At 66.1% G+C, this 22217-nt stretch carries 8 protein-coding genes; 4 read left to right on the forward strand and 4 right to left on the reverse strand.

Annotated features, from left to right (window positions below; all coding sequences use genetic code 11):
- The first annotated feature begins 273 nt into the window (after positions 1-273).
- Positions 274-3141: a TonB-dependent receptor gene (locus tag SOM28_RS11350; protein WP_320468163.1), complete on the forward strand. Its 2868-nt coding sequence runs from the start codon at positions 274-276 to the stop codon at positions 3139-3141.
- 151 nt (positions 3142-3292) lie between these two features.
- On the opposite strand, the gene SOM28_RS11355 is transcribed toward SOM28_RS11350, so the two are convergent.
- The 4 genes from SOM28_RS11355 to SOM28_RS11370 form a co-directional block, all read right to left on the reverse strand.
- Positions 3293-5998 carry a TonB-dependent receptor gene (locus SOM28_RS11355; protein ID WP_320468164.1) on the reverse strand — a complete coding sequence of 902 codons (2706 nt, stop codon included), beginning with the start codon at positions 5996-5998 and terminating at the stop codon, positions 3293-3295.
- 162 nt (positions 5999-6160) lie between these two features.
- Complete coding sequence (gene tldD, locus SOM28_RS11360; protein ID WP_123069490.1) at positions 6161-7621, reverse strand: metalloprotease TldD; 1461 nt, start codon at positions 7619-7621, stop codon at positions 6161-6163.
- A 90-nt stretch (positions 7622-7711) separates the two neighbouring features.
- Entirely contained in the window at positions 7712-8509 is a 798-nt protein-coding gene (locus tag SOM28_RS11365) for a carbon-nitrogen hydrolase family protein (protein WP_320468165.1), read from the reverse strand.
- 1 nt (position 8510) lies between these two features.
- Positions 8511-12701 (reverse strand): YhdP family protein, encoded by a 4191-nt coding sequence (locus SOM28_RS11370; RefSeq protein WP_320468166.1) that lies wholly within the window; start codon positions 12699-12701, stop codon positions 8511-8513.
- A 225-nt stretch (positions 12702-12926) separates the two neighbouring features.
- Here SOM28_RS11370 and glnE point away from each other — a divergent pair, with 225 nt between their 5' ends.
- The 3 genes from glnE (at position 12927) to SOM28_RS11385 (ending at position 22099) form a co-directional block, all read left to right on the forward strand.
- Positions 12927-15644 carry a bifunctional [glutamate--ammonia ligase]-adenylyl-L-tyrosine phosphorylase/[glutamate--ammonia-ligase] adenylyltransferase gene (gene glnE / locus SOM28_RS11375; RefSeq protein WP_320468167.1) on the forward strand — a complete coding sequence of 906 codons (2718 nt, stop codon included), beginning with the start codon at positions 12927-12929 and terminating at the stop codon, positions 15642-15644.
- A 347-nt stretch (positions 15645-15991) separates the two neighbouring features.
- The gene (locus SOM28_RS11380; RefSeq protein WP_123069494.1) at positions 15992-18865 is read left to right on the forward strand and encodes a TonB-dependent receptor plug domain-containing protein; all 2874 of its coding nucleotides are present in this window, start codon (positions 15992-15994) and stop codon (positions 18863-18865) included.
- A 330-nt stretch (positions 18866-19195) separates the two neighbouring features.
- Entirely contained in the window at positions 19196-22099 is a 2904-nt protein-coding gene (locus tag SOM28_RS11385) for a TonB-dependent receptor domain-containing protein (RefSeq protein ID WP_320468168.1), read from the forward strand.
- Positions 22100-22217: the final 118 nt, after the last annotated feature.

The following is a 22217-nucleotide window of genomic DNA, read 5'->3' on the forward strand; positions in this document are numbered from 1 at the left end:
CTTTTGTCGCCGGTCCCACGCTTGTACAGACAACAATCGGTTGCAGCGAACTGACATCCCTCCTTGCGCATGAGCGTCACCTTACGCGCATCTTGCGCTACCTCATTCCCGACGCGGCTACCGATGCAACAGTCGATTCAAGCCCGGCTGCCGCTCGTGTTGATTGTAGACACAAACAGGTACCAAGAGGTGCCAAGGAAATTGATCGGCGATAAGGATCAAGCCCTCCACCGCGCGGCATCCGAATCTTCCCATCCACTGGAGTGTCGGACCATGACTGAAACCCTGCTTTCCCGTTCCGTGCGCCGCCTGTTCGCGGGCGGCGGCGCCGCCGGCCTGGCGCTCGCCGGCCCTGTGCTGCTGGCCCTTCCCCACCCTGCTCTCGCACAGGAAGCCGCTCCCGTGGCCCGCGTGGAGATCACCGGCTCGAACATCCGCCGCGCCCAGGCCGAGACCGCGTCCAGCGTGCTCACCGTCAACCGCGCCGACATCGAACGCTCGGGCAAGACCACGGTGGCCGAGCTGCTGCAGACCCTGGCGGTCGACAACCAGGGCTCGGTGCCGATGAGCTTCGGCAGCGGCTTCGCGGCCGGCGCCTCCGGCATCTCGCTGCGCGGCCTGGGCACGGCCTCGACCCTGGTGCTGCTCAATGGCCGCCGCATGGCGCCCTACGGCCTGGCCGACGACGGCCAGAAGGTGTTCGCCGACCTCAACGTGATCCCGACCGACGCCGTCGAGCGCATCGAGATCCTCAAGGACGGCGCCTCGGCCATCTATGGCTCGGACGCGATCGCCGGCGTGGTCAACATCATCCTGCGCCGCAACTTCCAGGGCACCAGCGCGCGCGCCCTGTACGGCAGCGGCGAGGCCGGCGACGGCCAGCAGCACAACCTGGCCCTGGCCTGGGGCTTCGGCAACCTCGAGACCGACCGCTACAACGTGCTGGTCAACGTCGAGTACAAGCACACGCAAGAGATCTGGTACCGCAACCGCGGCAACCGCGACTACATCGGCAAGATCGACCTGCGGCCCTATGGCTATTCGGCCCAGGAAGGCTTCGGCGGCACCGGCGCCATCACCGGCAACAACCAGTCGGGCAATGCCATCAACGGCAATGTGCGCAACCCCGACACGCTGGAGTACTACAACCGCGGCAACCTGGCCGGGCCCGGCTTCACGCGCACCTTCCCGGGCGCCGCCTGCGGCAACTTCACCAATCACCCGCAGGGCGATCCGGGCGGCGGCTGCCTGGTCGATTCCGCCTTCCTGTACAACCAGATCCAGCCCGACAGCGAAAACCTGTCGCTGTACACCCGCGGCACGCTCAAGTTGCAGGGCAATACCGAGGCCTATGCCGAACTGAATCTGTACAACAGCCTGGCCCAGTCCAGCACCACGCCGAACCCGATCGCGGCCAGCGTCGGCTATCCCGGCGGCCCGGTCAGCAATGCCGGCGTCCAGCTCGGCGCCGAGCACCCCGACAACCCGTATTTCGGCCGGGCGGCGCGGCTGCGCTACCTGCCCTTCGACGTCGGTCCGCGCCAGTCCGACATCTCCTCGAACTTCCTGCGCGCCCTGTTCGGCGCGCGCGGCACCAGCGGCGCCTGGGACTGGGATACCTCGCTGCTGTATTCGACCAGCAGGGTCGACAACGACCGCCGCGGCTACCTGCAGCGCGACGCCACCTTCGCCCTGCTCGACCCGTCGGCCGCGAACGTGGCGGCGGCCCAGGCCAATCCCGGCTACCGCGCCCTGCCGGCCGGCACCTATTGGCGCATCGGCGAAAGCGCGGGCCTCAATTCTCCGGGCGTGTACGCCGCCCTGTCGCCGACCATCTCGAACGACGCCAAGACCGAGATCGCCCAGGTCGACTTCAAGGCCTCGCGCGAGATCGGCAAGCTGGCCGGCGGCGCGGTGGGCGTGGCCCTGGGCGCCGAGTTCCGCCACGAATCGGCGCGCCTGGATCCGACCGCAGGTACCGAGCGCGGCAACATCATCGGCCTGGGCTATTCGGCCTATGACGGGCAGCGCAACGTGACCGGGCTGTACGGCGAAGTGCTGGCGCCGGTGCTGCCGGGCCTCGAACTGACCGGCGCCATGCGCTACGACCACTTCACCGACGTCGGCGACGCCTGGACCCCGAAGGTCGGCGTCAAGTGGAACCCACGGCGCGAACTGGCGTTGCGCGCCACCTGGGCCAAGGGCTTCCGCGCGCCGAGTCCGGCCGAGAACGGCGTCGGCGGCCTGGCCGCCTTCGCCAACGCCACCGATCCGGTGCGCTGCGCGCTGGGCGTGCAGACCGCCTGCAACCCGGCGTCGGTGTCGGTCATTACCTCGCCCAACCAGGACCTGAGCCCGGAACGCTCGAAGAGCTGGAATATCGGCGCGATCTGGGATCCGCTGCCGCGCACCAGTTTCTCTCTCGACTTCTGGAACATCAAGCGCAAGAACGAGATCAACCAGCAGCAGATCGACGCCGCGATCGCGGCCGGCGACGTGGCGCGCGATCCGAGCACGGCGGTGCCGACGATCCCGGGCGACCCGGGCGCCATCACGGCGGTGCTGGCCGAATACGTGAACTCGGCCGAGACCGAGGTGCGCGGCATCGACCTCGACGCGCGCCAGGGCTTCGGGCTGCCGAACAACTGGGGCACCCTGACCTTCGACGTCAAGTACACCTACCTCGACAAATGGGAGCGCACCGAACAGGACGGCACCACGCGCGACTACGCCGGCAGCCACGGCAACTGCGACGTCAGCAACTGCATGGGCACGCCGGACCACAAGGCCAACCTGCGCGCGACCTGGGAGCGCGCCAACTGGCGCGTGTCGGCCAACGTCAACTACCGGGGACCGATCGACAACACCTTCTTCAAGGACGATCCGGAAGGCTGCGCCAGCCACTTCGCCAACGGCGACGATGCGCCGAGCGATTGCGAACTGGCTTCGTTCACGACGGTCGACCTGGTGTTCCGCTGGAAGCCGCAACCGCGCTGGGAAGTCTACGGCTCGATCCAGAACCTGTTCGACAAGCAGGCGCCGCTCGATCCGCTGACCTATGGCGCGGTGTCGTACAACCCGCTGGACTATTACGGCGCGATCGGGCGCTTCTTCACGCTGGGGGCGAGATACGCATTTTGAGCTGGCGGCGGTTGAACAAGTGGACGGGAAACCCGACTGCGCGTCCCGGTCCACCCTACGTCACATTCGCGTAGGGTGGACGGCTCTGCCGTCCACGCGTCCAACGAACGCCGATCAGCCGCACCCGCCCCACTTCAACAATTCAGGACCTTCAACCCCCGAAGTGATAATTCAACTCGACCCACCCGGTCCGTCCTGCCGGGCTGTAGCTGCCCACCGCATAATTCGGCCAGCCGCCTGTGGTGTCGTGCTTGATGCGGTCGAACAGGTTGTTGACGATGGCCGACAGGGTCAGGCGGTCGTTCACGCGATACACGACGCTGGCATTGACCAGGGTGGTCGGCGTCAGGTAGTCGGTCTGCGCCGAGTTCGGGATCTTGCCGTAGCGGGTCGCGAACACCGTCGACGACCAGGCTCCGCCGTTCCAGTTCAGGCTGGCCGCCAGCTTGTCCGGCCAATCCGAACTGGTGAGCGAATTGAGTTCGTCGCGCACCGTGTCGCCGGCAAACTGTTTCGAGCGGCGGGTCAGGGTTTTCGAGTAATTGCCGCGCAAGGTGAACGTGCCCCATCCCGTGGTGCGCAGCGCATAGCGGGCGCTGACGTCGATGCCGCTGCTCGATTCCTGGGCCGCATTGATCGGATTGACGCGGATCTCGCGGATCTCGCCCGGACGCACCGGCGAATTGGCCGCGTAGCGCGTGATGCGCGAGATCGTGTCTGCGCACAGCGAAGAGCCGATGTCCAGCGAGCCCAGGCGGCAGGCCGCTTCGTCGCGCAGCAGCTGGTCGGCCGACAGATTGGTCACCAGGTCGTCGATCTTGATGTCCCAGTAATCGACCGAGGCATCGAAGTTCGTACTTGGCGACCAGACGATGCCGGCGCCATACGACTTGCCCTGCTCCGGCTTGAGGTCGGCGCTGCCGTACTGCACGTAGTCGGCGCCCGGCGAGTAGCTGGCGAATTCGCAGTTCGCCAGCGGCTGGCCGGTCACGCCGCAGCGGTAGTGGTCGGTGGTCGACGAGTAGTAGCCGGTGCCGCGCGCCTTGTAGATGTAATTCATGTCCGGCGCGCGGAAGCTGGTGGCATAGTTGGCGCGCACCAGCAGTTCGCGCGTCGGCCGCAATTCCAGTCCGCCGGCATAGGTGAACTTTCCGCTGTCGCGCTCGGCGAATTCATAACGGTCGTAACGGCCGGCCAGGGTCGCGGTGAGGATCTTGTGCAAGGGGATGCTGGCCTCGGTGCCGAGCGCATAACGATTGCGGGTACCGGCCGTGACGGCGGTGTTCGGCGCCAGGTTGAAGTAGCCGGCGTTGATGCGCTCGTCGGGCGCATTGGTGAAGCCCTGGCGGCCGGCCTCGGCCACCACCGCCAGTTGCAGCGGACCGGCCGGCAGTTGCAGCACCTCGCCGTTGGCGCTGGCCGATACCGTATGGGTCCAGGATTCGTCGTCGCTTTCGGCATAGCCGGTGATGGTCCCGAATTCATCCGGGTTCACGCGGGTCGCCAGCCGCGCCGGATCCGGCGCGTAGATGGCGACGCCGCTGGCGTCCGTTCCCAGGCGCGGCCCGAGGAAGAAGCTGTCGATGTTCGACAGTGCGCGCGGGGTCTTGCCCTTGCTCTCATACCAAGAGGCGCTGTAGCCCGCTTCCCACTTCCAGCTGGTGCCGGGCACGATGCCGCGCGCGCCGAGCGAGGCGGCGACGGCGCCGTCTTCCCAGAAGCGGTTGTAGCGCGACAGGCCGCCCATCTCTTCCGGCGAAATATAACGGGTCCAGGCTTCGTAGTGCCCCGTGCCCTGGTTCAGGAAATAACCGTTGTTCAGGGAATTCGAGGTCCACGACGGGCCGCGCGTATTGTTGACCGTGTTATTGCGGCCCAGCAGGACGTCGGCGAACAGCGTCGTGTTCTCGTCGAGCTCATAGGTGGCGCTGCCGAAGGCATTCTTGCTCTGGTTCTCGGTCTGCACCGACCAGTAGGTGGGACTCACTTTATTGCTGGCGCAGTAGTTACCGGTGCGCGAAGCGTAGTTGACGACGCTGCCCCCGAACAGGTCGCCCAATTGTCCGCAGGTCGCGCCCGGATCGATGTAGCGGCCGACGGTGGCGTCGCGGCGCGACAGCATATTGGTCGGCGTGCCCGAGCGTTCGGCCATGAAGTCGCGCTGGTAGGCGCCGATCGGATTGCGTTCCGAGTACTCGAGCGCGAACACGGTGCTCAGGCGGTCGAACTGCTTGCCGCCAGTGACTTGCACGCGCCGCTCGGCGCCGCCGCCGCGGCTGGTGCCGCCCAGCTTGACGTTGACGTCGAAGCCTTCGGCCTTCTTCTTGAGGATGATGTTCACGACGCCGGCGATCGCATCCGAACCATAGATGGCCGAGGCGCCGCCGGACAGGATCTCGATGCGCTCGACGATGGACGACGGAATATTGGCCAGGTTGGTGAAGTTGACCGTGCCCTCGTAGGCGATCGGGAAATCGGCCAGGCGCCGGCCATTGAGCAGGACCAGCGTGTGGTTCGGCCCCAGCCCGCGCAGGCTGATGGTGTTGGCCGACGGCGTGAAGGTATTGCCGAAGTCGGCGCCCTGCACGAAGCCGCTGTTCTGCACCTGGTTGTTCAGGGCGTCGAATACGTTCTTGTAACCTTGGCGCGTGATCTCGTCGCCAGTGATGACGGTGACCGCCGACGGACCGTCCAGCTGTGCGCGGGCGATGCGCGAGCCGGTGACGAGGACCGACGCCGGCGCGGCGTTGGTGGTGGCAGCGGCGGCGGCCGGCGCCTCGGCGGAGGTCGGCGCCGTCTGGGCGTGGGCCAGCAGCGGCGCGCCGATGGCGGCGGCCAGGAGGTAGGTATGTTTCATGATTGGCTTGTTTTTATTGGGAAACGAACTCTAACAAGCCAACAAGTCAGTACAAACGAATTATTCTGAGCAACTTTATAACAATAATGTTTGGCGCTGCCCGCACAAACAAGAACGCCCGGCATCAGGCCGGGCGTCTTTATCGGAGAAAGGAAGAACGGATCAGGCCGTGCCGCCCACCGTCACCCCATCGATGCGCAGGGTCGGCTGGCCGACGCCCACCGGCACGCTCTGGCCTTCCTTGCCGCACACGCCGACGCCCGAATCCAGGCGCATATCGTTGCCGATCATCGAGATGCGGTTCATCACGTCCGGGCCGTTGCCGATCAGGGTCGCGCCCTTCACCGGATAGGTGATCTTGCCGTCCTCGATCATATAGGCCTCGCTGGCCGAGAACACGAACTTGCCGTTGGTGATGTCGACCTGGCCGCCGCCGAAATTGGCTGCATAGATGCCGTTCTTGACCGAGGCCAGGATTTCCTGCGGGTCCTTGTCGCCGCCGAGCATATAGGTATTGGTCATGCGCGGCATCGGCAGGTGGGCGAACGATTCGCGGCGCGCATTGCCGGTGACCGGCATCTTCATCAGGCGCGCATTCATCGTGTCCTGGATATAGCCTTTCAGGATGCCGTCCTCGATCAGCGTGGTGCACTGGGTCGGGTTGCCTTCGTCGTCGATGTTCAGCGAACCGCGGCGGTCCTGCAGGGTGCCGTCGTCGACCACGGTCACGCCCTTGGCCGCCACGCGCTGGCCGATCATGCCGGCATACGAGGACGAGCCCTTGCGATTGAAGTCGCCCTCCAGGCCGTGGCCGACCGCCTCGTGCAGCAGCACGCCGGGCCAGCCCGGTCCCAGCACGATGGTCATCGGACCAGCCGGGGCCGGACGCGCCTCCAGGTTGACGCAGGCCGACTTGACGGCCTCGGTGGCGTAGCGGTCGAGCACTTCGTCGTCGAAGTAGCCATAGTCGAAACGGCCACCGCCGCCCGAGGAGCCGACTTCGCGCCGGCCGTTCTGCTCGGCGATCACGGTCACCGACACGCGCACCAGCGGACGGATGTCGGCCGCCAGCACGCCGTCGCTGCGCACCACCAGCACCACGTCGTATTCGCCGGCCAGGCCCGCCATCACCTGCACCACGCGCGGATCTTTTGCGCGCGCCATCTTTTCGACGCGCTCGAGCAGTTTCACTTTCGCGGTGGCGTCGAGCGAGGCCAGCGGATCGTTGGGCAGGTACAGCGAACGGCCGCCGGTCGGGAGCGCGCTGCCGGCCACCTTGATGCGGCCGGCGCCCTGGCGACCGATGGTGCGGGTGGCGGCGGCAGCGTCGAGCAGCGCCGCTTCGGAAATCTCGTCGGAATACGCAAACGCGGTCTTGTCGCCCGAGATGGCGCGCACGCCGACGCCCTGGTCGATCGAGAAGCTGCCGGTCTTGACGATGCCTTCTTCCAGGCTCCAGCCTTCGCTCTTGGTGAACTGGAAGTACAGGTCGGCGTAGTCGACCTTGTGCGTGAACATCGTTCCCAGCGCGCGCAGCAGCTTGCCTTCGTCGAGGCCGAATGGCGTCAACAGCACGTCGCGTGCGACGGCGATGGAAGAAAGATTCGGTTCGAATGGAGTCATGTTTGCGTTCGGTCTTTCATATGGATAGGTCATTGTGCCATATCCAGTTCTTTCACACTGGACGCATGCCCGATGCGTCCATGCCATTCCTTACATCTTGCGATGCCGCAATGCCGGCAGGCTTTCGCGCACCCCGGCCAGGTAGGCCGGATCGAGTTCGCCGCTGACCACGCCCTCGCCTTCCGGCAGCACCGCCTTGACCTCGCCCCAGGGGTCGACCAGCATGCTGTGTCCATAGGTGCGGCGGCCGTTGACGTGCAGCCCGCCCTGGGCCGCGGCCAGCACATAGCACTGGTTCTCGATCGCGCGGGCGCGCAGCAGCACTTCCCAGTGCGCGCGGCCGGTGGTGTGGGTGAAGGCGGCCGGCACGATGATCAGGGCGCACTCGCCCATCGCGCGGTACAGCTCGGGGAAACGCAGGTCGTAGCACACCGACAGGCCGACCCGGCCGAACGGCGCATCGAACACGCCCACCGTCTCGCCCGGCACGATGGTGCGCGCTTCGTCATACGATTCGGCGCCCTTGTTGAAGCCGAACAGGTGGATTTTGTCGTAGCGGCTCATCGACTGGCCCTGCGGGTCATAGACCAGGGTGGTGTTGAGCACCTTGCCGGCTTCTGGCGAGGCCATCGGCAGGGTGCCGCCGACCAGCCAGATCCCGTGTTCGCGCGCCAGTTGCGCCATGCAGTCCTGGATCGGACCGCTGCCCGGCTGCTCCGCATGCGCGACCTTGTCGGCGTCGCTCATGCCCATGATCGGCCAGTATTCCGGCAAGGCCACCAGGGTGGCGCCCCGGCCCGCGGCCTCGGCCACCAGGCGGCGCATGGTGGCCAGGTTCTCGCCGACCTCGGGGGTGGAAACCATCTGGATCGCGGCTACGGTCGTCATATCACTCCTTCTTGGCTGGTGGGCTAGCGGCGGCGGCCGCCGGGTTATCGATTTTGGTGATGACCGGCGCCTTCCACGGCCCCGTCACCTGCATTTCATAGGTCAGCGCCTTCATCACCGGCGCGCGCAGGAACAGCTGGGCCAGATAGCCCCCCAGGCCGATCACCGGGTTGACCGCCAGGCCATACACCAGCGGTCCGGTGCCCAGGTTGAACTCGGGGATCACCACCACGCGCAGGTTCGTCGATTCATTGGCGATGTCGGCGCTGCCGTTCATCAGGACGGTGGCCGCCACCCCATGCATTCTAAGGTTGTCGGTGCGCACCACCCCGCGCTGGATCATGGCGTTGGCGCTGATGCCGTCGAACGCCAGGCCTTCCGAGAACACGTCGTGGAAATCGAGCTTGAGCAGGCGCGGCAGCGCTTGCAGGCTGAGCACGCCCAGCAGCTTGGCGGCGCCCGGGTCCTGCTTGAGGAACTGGCCCGATTCCACGTTCATCTCGATCTGGCCCGACAGGCTCGGGATGTCCATCGCATACGGCAGGCCGGCCCACGAGATATCGCCGCTTAGGGTGCCGTTGCCGCGCCCGATGGTGCCGGGGAAGCCCAGGCGGTCGAGCAGCTTGCCGGCGTCGTCCATGTGGAGCGCGAAATTCAGGCTGGTATTGCTCTTGCCATCCTTGGTCAGCCAGCGGCCATTCGCTTTCAGCTGGCCATCCGGATTGGCGAGCAGGACGCGGTCGATGCGCCATTCGCGGCCCGCCAGCGCGCGCACATTGCTGGCGCGCAGTTCCAGCCGGCCGAGGCGCTTGTCGAACAGTTCGAACTGCTCGGCCACGATGTCGAGCGACGGGATGGTGGCGCTGGCGCCGCGGTTCGACTCCAGCAAGTCCTTGACCTCGGCCTCGGCCGATTCGGGAATCGTGAGCGAGGCCAGGCGCGCCGTGACCTTGCCCAGACCGCTCCTGGTCTCGGTCCAGGTAAGGTAGCCGCTGGCCTGGCGCGAATGCAGGTTGGCCTGCCAGGTGTCGCCCGTGTGGGTGGCGCCGACCACCACGTCGGCCACGCGCCGTTCGCCGATGGTCAGCTCGTTGATGCGTCCGGCCAGCACGGTCGGCAGGATGTACTGGGTGAAGTCGGCGCCGTTGGCGGCGGCCGTCGCCGGCCCGGCCATCGCGCCCGGTGCCGGTAATGCGGCGCCGGCCGCCGCGTCCTCGCCGGCGATGGCGCGCCCGGCCGCCAGCCAGTGGTCGATATTGAGCACCTTCGAGTCGACATGGACCATCATGCCTTCGTCGGGCAGCGGCGCCGGCACGTTCACGCCGATGCCGCCCTGGGTCACCCGCCACGGGCCCTTGCCCTGCTTCTCGCGCAGGTAGCGCGCCGCCAGGTTGGGGCCGACGCCGACGCGGATCTCGTCGCGCGCCAGGCCGGCCATGGTCGGCGCGCCTTCCAGCACGAAGCTGAGCGGCAGGCTGGCGTCCGCAACCTTGTTCAGCGGGTGCGGCAGTTCGACGCCCAGGCCCGCCAGGCTGGAATCGATGGCGATCGTGCGCCGGCCTTCGCGCACCACGATCGAGCCGGTGTAGTGGGTGCTGCCCGACAGGCGCTCGGCCAGGCGCCCCAGCGCCGGCGCCGGCGCGGTGCGGCGCATGCCCTCGGCCGACAGCACGCCGTCGAGCAGCACCCGGGTGCTGCCGTCGCGCTGGGTGCCGCCGGCCACCGAGACCGGCTCGCCCAGGAAGTTGGCGCGGATCGCCTCCAGGCCGAAGCCGTGATCGTGGAAATCGATCCGGCCCTGGGCCGCCTGCAGCGTCGGCAGTTCGGGGAACAGGCTGACGTCGTTGTTCTGCAACTGCAGGCTGCCCTGCACCTTGGTGTCATGCAGATGCGACAGCGGCATGCGCAATTTCAGGCCGAGCCTGGCGTTGCCGCTGCCGCGCGTGTCTTCGGTGAAGTGGCCGATCCAGTCCAGCACCGGCGTCACCGCCACATAGCGCAGGAATTCCTGCAGCGGCCCGGCGCCCTGGCCGTCGATCTCGAGCATCATGTTCTCGTGGGCGCCGAGGTCGGGGATCACCGCCTTGACGTTCGACAGCGCCACGCCCAGGGTGCGCAGGGTTTTGCCGTGGATTTCCATGCGCGCCCGGTCGAACGCGATGCTGCCGTCGATCGCCTCGGCCAGCGGCCACAGCGGCGTGCCGTCCGGATGGCGGTGGCCGGGGGCGTATTCGAGGCGCGCCCCTTCGAGCCGGCCGCTCACATTGAATTCGCCGCGCGCGCGCTCGGCGGCGTTGGCGGCATAAAACGGGAAGTGCGCCAGGTCGCCGCGCAGGCGCAGGCTGGCGTCACGCAGGCGTCCGCCCTGCAGGGCGCCGACCAGCCAGTCGTGCAGGCTGTGCGGGGTGGCCAGCGGCAGATAACGTCCGATCTGGTCGATCGCGAAGCCGTCCAGGCTGCCGCTGAAATCGGCGCTGCCGGGGCCGTGGCCGGGCTCGAGCGGCAGCACGTGGCGGCCCGAGATCTCGCCGCTGAATCCGCCCTGGCGGAAGCTCAGGTCGTCGACCTCGACTTGCAACTGCTTGCCTGGCTCGAGCGTCCAGCCGGCCTTGACCGCCAGCCGGTCGAAGGCCATGCGCGGCTCGGCGAACCAGGCCGGCATGAACAGCGCCAGCCCCTGCGAGTCCAGCGCTACGTTGCCGCCGCGCTCGTTCGCATCGATGTGGCCGCTCAGGTGCTCGAAGCCGGGCGTAGCGGGCCGCGCCGGCAGCGCCGGCACGCCGCCCTGGGCGTTTCTCGCCGGGCGCGCGGCCACGGCATTGACCGCCAGGTCGGCGACGTCGCCGCGGATGCGCCAGCCGCTCACGTTCGGGTAGCGCCCATCCCATTCGGCGCTGACGTCGCTCAGCATGCCGCGTGGCGCATAGTCGGCCAGCAGCTGGCGCTGCACCGGCGTGACCGGCAGGTACTGGGCCAGCGCCGCCAGCGCGCCGATGTCGAGCCCGCGCGCGCGCAGGGCGCCGCGTTCGGGCTGGCCATTCTTCGCCGGGCGCCAGGTTTCTTCGAGCGTGGCCGGCGCCAGCGCGCGGCCGCCCTGCACCGCCACCGAGAAATTATCGAGACGGATCGTGTGGCCGTGGGCGCCGAAGGTCGGCCTGCCGTCGGCCCCGTTCGGCAGCAATTCCTCGCGCGCCGACAGGCGGCCGCTGACCCGCGCCAACTGCAGCGGCGCGATGTCCTTGCCGAGCCGCGCATTGACCCCGGCCAGGGCCAGGTCGGCGGTGAAGCCGGCCAGGCGCGCCTGGTCGAAGCTGAGCCAGGCGCGCAGCGAACCGCGGCCGCGCTCGAGCTGGATCGGATAGTCGACGAAGCGCTTCCAGGCGCCGAGGTCGACGTCGCGCAGGTCGGCGTACAGCTCGCCCTTCCAGCGCAGCACGTCCGACGGCCGTTCGCCGAAGCGGTGGCGGAACTGGGCGCGCACGTCGATCGGGCTGCCCAGCGCGCGCGGCGGCGTGGCCTGCAGCGCGAAATGGTGGGTGCCCCAGCGATTGAGCAGCGCCAGCGTCACGCCTTCCAGCGCCAGCGGCGGCGTGCCGCGCAATTCGTCGGTCCAGTCGACCCGGCCGTCGCGGATCACGATCTCGCGCTGGCGCAGCAGCCAGTCGGCGCCGCCGCCGCCGTCGGCCTGGTTGGGGTCGAGCCGGACGCCGGCGACCTCGATCACGCCGTCCAGGCCGCGCCGCACCGCCAGCCGCGGCCCCTTGATCTCGAGCGAGGCGAAGCGCGGCTCGAAGGCGGCCACGCTCCACCAGCCCAGGGTCGCATCGACCTGCGGCAGCGCCAGCACCTGGCGCCCGTCGCGGTCGTGCAGGCGCACCTCGGAGAGCGCCAGGGCCGGCCGCATGCCGTGCCAGGACGCGGCCAGGCGCGCGATCGTGACCCGGCTGCCGAGGGCATTGCCGGCCATGCGCTCGATGTCGCCTTTATATAAGTCGATGTTCGGGAGGATGGCGTAGCGCAGCACCAGGAACAGCACGGCGAGCGCGAAATACACCAGCAGCACGAGCTTGATGGTGAAGCCGAGCACGTGGTGCGAGGCCAGATTGGCCATGCGGTAGGCCGAACGCAGCCGCCGCCAGCGCACGGCGAGCGGTGATGCCGCAGTGGGCGCCTGCGGATCCGGGTTGTGCATCAAGGTGCTAATAACAAAGGCTCGCCGTAAATATAACTCTTTAATAAAACAGGTCGCTTGCAACAGTCGCGGCGTCTACCTTACCATCGGTGCAACCCCAGGCGGCGATGGCCTGGCCATGGCCAGCAGCTCATCCCTTGCCCCTGCCATGCCCATGAAGCGGGCCATTCTACCGCATCGCAAATGACCAGCACCTTAAACCGCCCTCATCTACCAGGATCGACGATGACCACAGCTTCCCCCGCCTGCGCTTCACGTTTCGTCCAGCGCTGGCTCGATGCCGCGCCGGAGCGGGCCGCCCAACTGGCCGCATTGTCATCATTATCGCTGGGCGGCGCCGATTTCCGCGCGCTATTGGAGCGCGAACTGGGCAAGGGGCTGCCGCTGGAACGGGCCATGCGCCGCGTGCGCAACCTGCTGGTCTCGACCATCGTGGCGCGCGACCTGGGCGGCCAGGCCGACCTCGACGAGGTGGTCACGGCCATGACGGCGTTCGCCGACTTCGCGATCCAGACCCACGTCGCCGCCCTCACCGACGAGCTGGTGGCCAGCCACGGCATGCCGATGGGCGAGGAATCCGGCCGTCCCCAGCACCTGATGGTGCTGGCCATGGGCAAGCAGGGCGGCGGCGAACTCAATGTCTCGTCGGACATCGACCTGATCTTCGTCTATCCGGAAGACGGCGAGACCGCGGCCGGCCCCGGCCAGCGGCAGTTGTCGAACCACGAGTTCTTCGTGCGCCTCGGGCGGCGCCTGAACGCGGCCCTGTCCGAGGTGATCGAGGACGGCTTCACGTTCCGGGTCGACATGGCGCTGCGTCCCAACGGCAAATCCGGCCCGCTGGCGGCTAGCCTGGGGATGGTCGAGGAATACCTGATCGTCCAGGGCCGCGAATGGGAGCGCTATGCCTGGGTCAAGGCGCGCGCCGTCACCGGCACGCCCGACGACATCGCGGCGCTCGACGCCATCGTGCGGCCCTTCGTGTTCCGGCGCTACCTCGACTTCGGCGTGATCGACGCGATCCGCAATATGCACGCCCAGATCCGGGCCGAGGTGAAGCGCCAGGAGCGCCTGCATCCCGAGCGCAGCCACAACGTCAAGCTGGGGCGCGGCGGCATCCGCGAGATCGAGTTCCTGGCCCAGGTGTTCCAGCTGATCCGCGGCGGGCGCGATCCGGCCCTGCGCGAGCGCTCCACCCGCAAGACCCTGCTGCTGCTGGCCGAGCGCGAGCTGCTGCCGGCCGAGACGGTCGAGCGCCTGCTGCAGGCCTATGTGTTCCTGCGCAACCTCGAGCACCGCGTGCAATACCTGGAAGACGCCCAGACCCACACCCTGCCGGCCAATCCGGACGACCGGCTGGCGGTGGCGCGCATGATGGGCTGCGCGGACGAAGCCACCCTGCTGCACGAACTGGACGCGCAGCGCAGCTATGTGGCCCAGCAGTTCGACGCCATCTTCGCCGACAAGGAAAAACCGGACGACAAGCCGGACGCCCCGGCCCTGGCCGACGAACTGGACAATATAGACGCGCTCGCCGCCCGCCTGGCCGCGCTCGGCTTCGACGACGCCCGCACCGCCGCCAGCCGCCTGGCCGCCACCCTGCAGGGGCCGCGCCTGTCGAACCTGCCGGACGCCAGCCGAGTAAGGCTTCAAGCGTTAGTGGAAGCCTCCCTCCCCCTGGTGACCACCGTGGTGGTCGAGGCCGGGATCGGCAGCCAGGCCGCCACCCTGGGCCGCCTGCTCGACCTGTTCGAGGCGATCGCGCGCCGCTCGGCCTACCTGTCGCTGCTGACCGAATACCCGCACACGCTCGAGCGCGTGATCAGGATGATCAATGCCAGCGGCTGGGCCGCCACCTTCCTCACCCAGCACCCGATCCTGCTCGACGAACTGCTGGACGACCGCAATGCCGGCGCCGGCGACCTCGGCCAGCTGGCCGCGCTGCTCGACGAGCACCTGGGCGAAGCGGCCGGCGACACCGAGCGCCAGCTCGACATCCTGCGCGAAGCCCACCATGCGCAGCTGTTCCGCCTGCTTGCCCTGGACCTGGCCGGCGAGCTGTCGGTGGAACACCTGGCCGACCACCTGTCGGCCCTGGCCGACATGATCGTCGGCGCCGTGGTCAAGCATGCCTGGCGCGCGGTCAATGGCCGCCACCGCGAGGAACCGGCGTTCGCCGTCATCGCCTACGGCAAGCTGGGCGGCAAGGAGCTGGGCTATGTGTCGGATCTCGACGTGATCTTCCTGTACGACGACGAGGACCAGGACGCCCCGCCCCTGTACGCGCGCCTGGCCCAGCGCTTCATCACCTGGATGACGGCCCATACCGCGGCCGGCATCCTGTTCGACGTCGACATCGCCCTGCGGCCGGACGGCGCCAGCGGCATGCTGGTCTCGTCCGTGGCCGCCTTCGAGCGCTACCAGAACGATGCCGCCTGGCTGTGGGAACACCAGGCCTTGACGCGGGCCCGCTTCTGCGCGGGCGAGCCCGCCATCGGCGCGCGCTTCGAGGCGATCCGCGAGCAGGTGCTGCGCAAGGACCGCGCTGCGCAAGAGGCCCAGCTCAGGGAAGAAGTGGTGCACATGCGCCAGCGCATGCGCGACGCCAACGTCAACCGCAGCGAGCAGTTCGACCTCAAGCACGACGCGGGCGGCATGATCGACATCGAGTTCATCGTGCAATACCTGGTGCTGCGCCACGCCGCGCGCTACCCGCAGCTGACGGCCAACGCCGGCAATATCGCCCTGCTGCGCGTGTGCGGCGAACTGGGCCTGATCGACGCCGGCCTGGCGGCCGAGGTCGCCGACGCCTACCGCGCCATGCGCAAGCTGCAGCACAGCGTGCGGCTGCAGGGCCAGGACAAGACCCGGGTCGAATCCGGCCTGGTGGGCGCCCACCCCGACAGCGTACGGGCGCTGTGGCAGGCCTGTTTCGGCGACTGATCAGCAACTCTTCCTTCCTCTCCACATCCCATTTCGCGCACGCACCGCTCCGGTGCGTGTGCGCTCTCCGCGCACCGAATCTACACGTCAGTACACCTTTTTTGCACCATCGTTAAGCCATTGAATTTCCTGACTTTTTGGTCATTTAATTTCTTTTTGATAACTGTTGTTTTTGCCCCTAATTCCAGCCTTCAACGCGTTGACACTGATCAACACGGAATGGTTTTATATAGATGTGTATGCACGACGGAAACCCCGTTATCCACGGGGCGTCCGCATGCGCACGGGTTGCACCTATTAATCATAAAAAGCCGTTTCACACCCGTGGAACGCAGGATGGAGAGCACATGCAACAACGAACGAAGATCGCATTGGCCGTGGCGCTCGCGCTGCCGGCAATGAGCGCCATCGCGCAGGAAGCACTGCAGCGCGTCGAAGTGACCGGTTCCCGCATTCGCCAGGTCGACCTCGAGACCGCACAGCCGGTCCAGGTGATGAGCCAGGAACAGATCCAGAAGAGCGGCCTGGTCACCGTCGGTGACATCATCAACAGTATGTCCTCGGCGGGCGTTCCGGCGTTCAGCAAGGGCACGGCACTCGGTGCAGGTCGCGAACAGGGCGGTCAGTTCCTCGACATGCGCAACCTCGGTTCGCAACGCCTGCTGGTGCTGGTCGACGGCAAGCGCTGGAGCCAGTCGGTCAACGGCTATACCGACATGTCGACCATCCCGTCGGCACTGATCGAACGCGTCGAGATCCTGAAGGACGGCGCCTCGTCGATCTACGGTTCGGACGCGATCTCGGGCGTGGTCAACATCATCCTGAAGAAATCCATGCAGGGCGGCCAGGCCAGCATCTACCACGGCCAGAACGAAAAGAATGACGGCAAGACCAAGGATTACTCGATCTCCTACGGCGCCGGCGACGACAAGGCTTCGCTGCTGTTCGGCCTGACCCATACCGACCAGGGTCCGGTCTGGGCCAAGACCCGCGACATCACCGCCAGCACCAACGGCCCTGAGCGCGCGAACATCGGCCTGGGAACCGGCCCATGGGGCCGCATCCGCCAGGTCAGCGCGACCGGCGGCCCGACCGGCTTCGACCGCGTCCTGAACCACACCGGCGGTCCGCTGGGCGATGGCGTCGGCGCCGATTCCCGCGATCCGAACAACTACCACACGTTCGCGAATGGCGTGAACGACCTGTTCAACTCGACGAGCCAGATGCACTTCCTGACGCCGAGCAAGCTGACCTCGATCTTCGTCAAGGGCGAAGTGGCGTTGCCGTGGAATATGAACTTCAAGACCACCGCGATGTATGCCGACCGCCAGTCGTCGCGTAGCGTCGCCGGTTATCCGCTGAGCTCGACCTCGCAGGCGGCCTACCCGGTCTATGTCGACAAGGGCAGCTACTACAACCCGTACGGCAACTCGGTCGCCGGCGCCGGCAACGGCCAGGACCTGTTCTTCTACCGCCGCACCATCGACGTGCCGCGCGTGACCGACAATAACAACCGCACCCTGCACATCGACGCGACGTTGGAAGGCGAATTCGCCATCGCCAACAATCCGTGGAACTGGAGCGTCGGCTACAACCACAGCAAGGTCGACGGCGCGGTGCGCGGCTACGGCGACCTGAACCTGCTGAACCTGAAGAAAGCCCTGGGTCCATCGTTCATGAACGCCTCGGGCGTCGTGCAATGCGGCACCCCGGACGCGCCGATCGGCCTGGCCGCCTGCGTGCCGTTCAACATCCTGGGCGGCCCATCGGCCTCGACGCCGGAAGCGCTGGCCTACGTGATGTCCACCGCGCAGGCTTCCTACGGCTCGACCGTCAACAGCGCCACCGCCGACCTGACCGGCGAACTGTTCCAGCTGCCGGCCGGCGGCGTGGGCGTCGCGGGCGGTTTCGAGTACCGTGAAGTGCGCGGCCAGGACGTTCCAGGCCAGTTCGAGCAGTCCGGCTACTCGTCCAGCCTGGCCGGCAACGCGACCTACGGCCGCTACACCGTGCGCGAAGCCTATCTGGAAGCCAACGTGCCGCTGCTGAAAGGCGTGCCGTTCGCTGAACTGCTGAGCCTGAATGCGGCGACCCGCTACTCGGACTACTCGAACTTCGGCTCGACCACCAACAGCAAGTTCAGCTTCATGTGGAAACCGGTGCGCGACGTGCTGACCCGCGGTACCTATGCCGAAGGCTTCCGCTCGCCGACCCTGGGCGACACCTTCGGCGGCGGCTCGCAGACCTTCGCCAGCTACCTGGACGTGTGCGACAGCCTGCACGGCGAAGCGGCGCGCAACCCGACCGTCGCGTCCCGCTGCGCGGCCGCCGGCGTGCCGGCCGGCTTCCGCCAGAAGAACCAGACCGGCGCCGACGTCGGCGCAACCGGCGCCCAGACGCCGTTCCCGTTCACCACCGGCGCCGGCAATGCCTTCCTGGAGCCGGAATCGGCCAAGACCCGTACCCTGGGCCTGGTCATCAGCCCGTCGGCCGTGCCTGGCCTGTCGATGTCCGTGGACTGGTTCAACATCCGCATCGAGAACCTGATCACCGGCGTGTCGGCGACCAACACCCTGGAAGAGTGCTACGTCAACAACGTGTCGAACTTCTGCTCGCTGATCAAGCGTGACACGACCGGCCAGGTGGTCGACCTGCAAATCGGTAACACCAACCGCGGCAAGGTCGAGACCGAAGGCGTCGACGTGGCGATCAACTACCGCCTGCCACGCACCCGCTTCGGCCAGTTCAGCATCCGCAGCGAATCGACGTACACCGATTCGTACAAGCAGCAGTCGACCCTGGACACCGAATGGGTCGAATACGCCGGCGAGTACGACATCTTCCGCGTGAAGTCGAACACTTCGCTGGACTGGAGCATGGGCAACTGGAGCGCCACCTTCACCGCCCGCTTCTACAGCAGCCAGAAGAACCGCTGCTACTCGGCGACCCAGGCCATCTACTGCTCGGATCCAACCGCGTCGGCCAGCTGGGGCACCGGCTACAACCGTCATGGCGAGATGTGGTACGGCGACATGTCGGTCGGCTATGCGCTGCCGTGGAACGCGAAGCTCCTGTTCGGCGCGAACAATGTCTTCGACAAGAAGCCTGAAATCAACTACAGCGCAGGTTCGGCAACTGGCGGCAACTCGTCGTCGTCGTCGGTGTCGCCTGAACTGCCGATCGACCGCTTCTTCTACGTGCGCTACAACCAGGCGTTCTAAGCTTCAAGTTTCAAGCAATTTAATTGCGCAAAAAACCCGTCCGGCGCAAGCCGGGCGGGTTTTTTTTCGCATTGCCAAATTTAGATCAATTATTGACTGCATAGTCAATTACTTGCAACATTGCCAACGGGTAAATACACATTTCTGCAACACATTTGTCATACATGCGTATATGCATTGACAGTGATGCGCCGCGAATGTTTTTATTGCTGACTTGAAAACTCGTTAAACCAATAAGTTGGCGTTTTTCAGGTAGTCGCTTCGCGACATTTTCGGTGGCAGTGCCCTTCCCATGGTGCCGCCGCGTTTTCACCCCTAGGAGTTTGCAACATGATGGAAACACTCTTGTCCCGGTCGGTCCGCGCGATCTGCCTCGGCGGCATGACCCTCGGCATGACCGCAGCGGTCGCACAGGAAACTTCGCAGCAGCAAAACCTGCAGCGCGTCGAAGTGACCGGTTCCCGTATCCGCCAAGTCGACCTGGAAACCGCACAGCCAATTCAGATCATGAACCAGGAGCAGATTCAGCGCACCGGTCTGGTCACCGTCGGCGACATCCTGAACAACCTGTCGTCGGCAGGCGCACCTGACTTCTCCCGCTCGGGCTCGCTGACTTCGAACAGCGAAATCGGCGGCCAGTACGTCAGCCTGCGTAACCTGGGCTCGAACCGCCTGCTGGTCCTGGTGGACGGCAAGCGCTGGACCCAGTCGGTCGACGGCTTCACCGACCTGTCGACCATCCCGTCGGCAATGATCGAGCGCATGGAAATCCTGAAGGATGGCGCTTCGTCGATCTACGGCTCGGACGCGATCGCAGGCGTGGTTAACATCATCCTGAAGAAGAACATGCAGGGCGGCCAGCTGTCCCTGTACACCGGCCAGAACGAAAAGAACGACGGCAAGAACAAGGACTTCTCGCTGAGCTACGGCGCCGGCGATGAAAAAGCTTCGCTGATGTTCGGCCTGTCGCACACCGAATCGGGCCGTGTGGACACCCAGGCCCGCGCGATCACCGCGTTCGGCCGTGGTCCGCAGCACGCATTCGACGGCTTGGGCGCTGGCCCATGGGGCCGTATCACCGCGGTCAACCCGGCCAATGGCGGCACGCTGACCACCGGTCCGAACGGCTTCAACCGCGTCCTGAACCATACCGGCACCTATGACGGCGTGGGCGTCGGCGCGGATTCGCGCAACCCGGCGAACTACCACAACTTCTCGAACAATATTCAAGAAGACAAGTACAATTCGTCGCAAGACATGGACCTGCTCATCCCGAGCAAGCTGGACACCCTGTTCGTCAAGGGCGAAGTCGCGCTGCCGAAAGATATGCGCTTCAAGACCACCGCGATGTACTCGCAGCGCAAGTCGAACCAGCAGATCGCCGGCTACCCGCTGACCTCGACCTCGCAGGCAAACTATCCGGTCTACGTCGACAAGGACAGCTATTACAACCCATACGGCAATCAGGTTGCCGGCGCCGGCCTGGGCCAGGACCTGTTCTTCGCCCGCCGCACCATCGAGCTGACCCGTAATACCGAAACCGAAAACCGCACCCTGCACATCGATGCCACCCTCGAGGGTGAATTCATGATCAAGGACCTGGCGTGGAACTGGAGCGCTGGCTACAACCACAGCAAGGTTTCCGGTTCGCAATTCGGCGTTGGCAACATCAACCTGCTGAACCTGAAGCGCGCCCTGGGCCCATCGTTCATGAACGCCAGCGGCGTCGTGCAGTGCGGTACCCCTGACGCACCGATCGGCCTGTCGAGCTGCACCCCGTTCAATATCCTGGGCGGCCCATCGGCTTCGACCCCGGAAGCGCTGTCCTACATCAACTCGACCTCGCAGAAGAGCTACGGCTCGACCGTGAACAGCGCCACCGCCGACCTGGCTGGCGAACTGTTCCAGCTGCCAGCCGGCGCCGTGGGCCTGGCAGTCGGTATCGAACACCGCGAAGTGAAGGGCCAGGAAGTGCCGGGCCAGTTCGAGCAATCGGGCTACTCGACCGAATTGGCAGGCGCGCCGACCTACGGCCGCTACACCGTGCGCGAAGCGTACGCCGAGCTGAACGTGCCAGTGCTCAAGGACATGCCGTTCGCAGACCTGCTGAGCTTCAACCTCGCGCACCGCTACTCGGACTACAGCAACTTCGGCGTGGCCAACAACAGTAAGTTCAGCTTCATGTACAAGCCGGTCAACGACCTGCTGGTGCGTGGTACCTGGGCTGAGGGCTTCCGTGCTCCGACCCTGGGCGACACCTTCGGCGGCGGCACCCAGACCTTCGACAACTTCCTGGACCCATGCGACACCGTGTTCGGTGAAGCCTCGCGCGATCCGGCTGTCCAGGCACGTTGCGCTGCATCGGGCACCTTCGCCGGCTACCGTCAGGTGAACCAGGCTGGCGCGGCCATCGGCGGCGCCGCTGGCACCCAGTCGACCGTGGCGTTCAACGCAGGCGCTGGTAACCAGTTCCTGCAGCCTGAAACCGCCAAGACCCGTACCGTCGGCTTCGTGTACAGCCCATCGTTCGTGCCTGGCCTGAGCTTCGGCCTCGACTGGTACAACATCCAGATCGAGAACCGCATCACCGCGATCAGCGCGACCTACGTCGCCAACGAGTGCTTCATCAACAACAGCGCGAACTTCTGCTCGGTGATCCGTCGTGACCCAGTCACCGGCCAGATCATCAACCTGCAGCGCGGCAACGCTAACCTCGGTAACATGGAAACCGAGGGCCTGGACATGTCGATCTCGTATCGCCTGCCACGTACCGCGTACGGCCAGTTCGGCGTGCGTAACGAAACCTCGTATGTCGACAAGTTCCGTACCCGCAGCGGTGCCGATTCGGAGTGGAACAACTACGCCGGCGAGTACTTCTACAACCGCGTGAAGTCGAACACCAACTTCGACTGGTCGCTGGGCAACTGGAGCGCCACCTGGGGCTTCCGTTACTACAGCCCGGTCAAGGACATTTGCTACGACGACCTCGAGTGCAACATGCCTGACTACGAAGCATCGTTCGGTACCGGCGCCAACAAGCTGGGTTCGGTCACGATCCACGACGTGAGCGTTGGCTACAAGACCAACTGGGATGCCCGCATCCTGTTCGGTATCAACAACGTGTTCGACAAGTCGCCACGCATCGTCTACAGCACCCAGGCTTCGGCCTCGATGGTGGATGCAGACATGTCGCTGGACCGCTTCTTCTACGTCCGCTACACCCAGAACTTCTAATGGAACGGGGTCGCAAGACCCCTTCCTGACAAGTTCAGTGAATGCCCGTCCGGCCTTGCCGGGCGGGCATTTTTTACTTGGGAGGCCGACCCTACCGCCGCTGACGCGGTATCATGGC

This window comes from Massilia sp. CFBP9026, assembly GCF_034045165.1.
Classification (GTDB): domain Bacteria; phylum Pseudomonadota; class Gammaproteobacteria; order Burkholderiales; family Burkholderiaceae_D; genus Telluria; species Telluria arenae.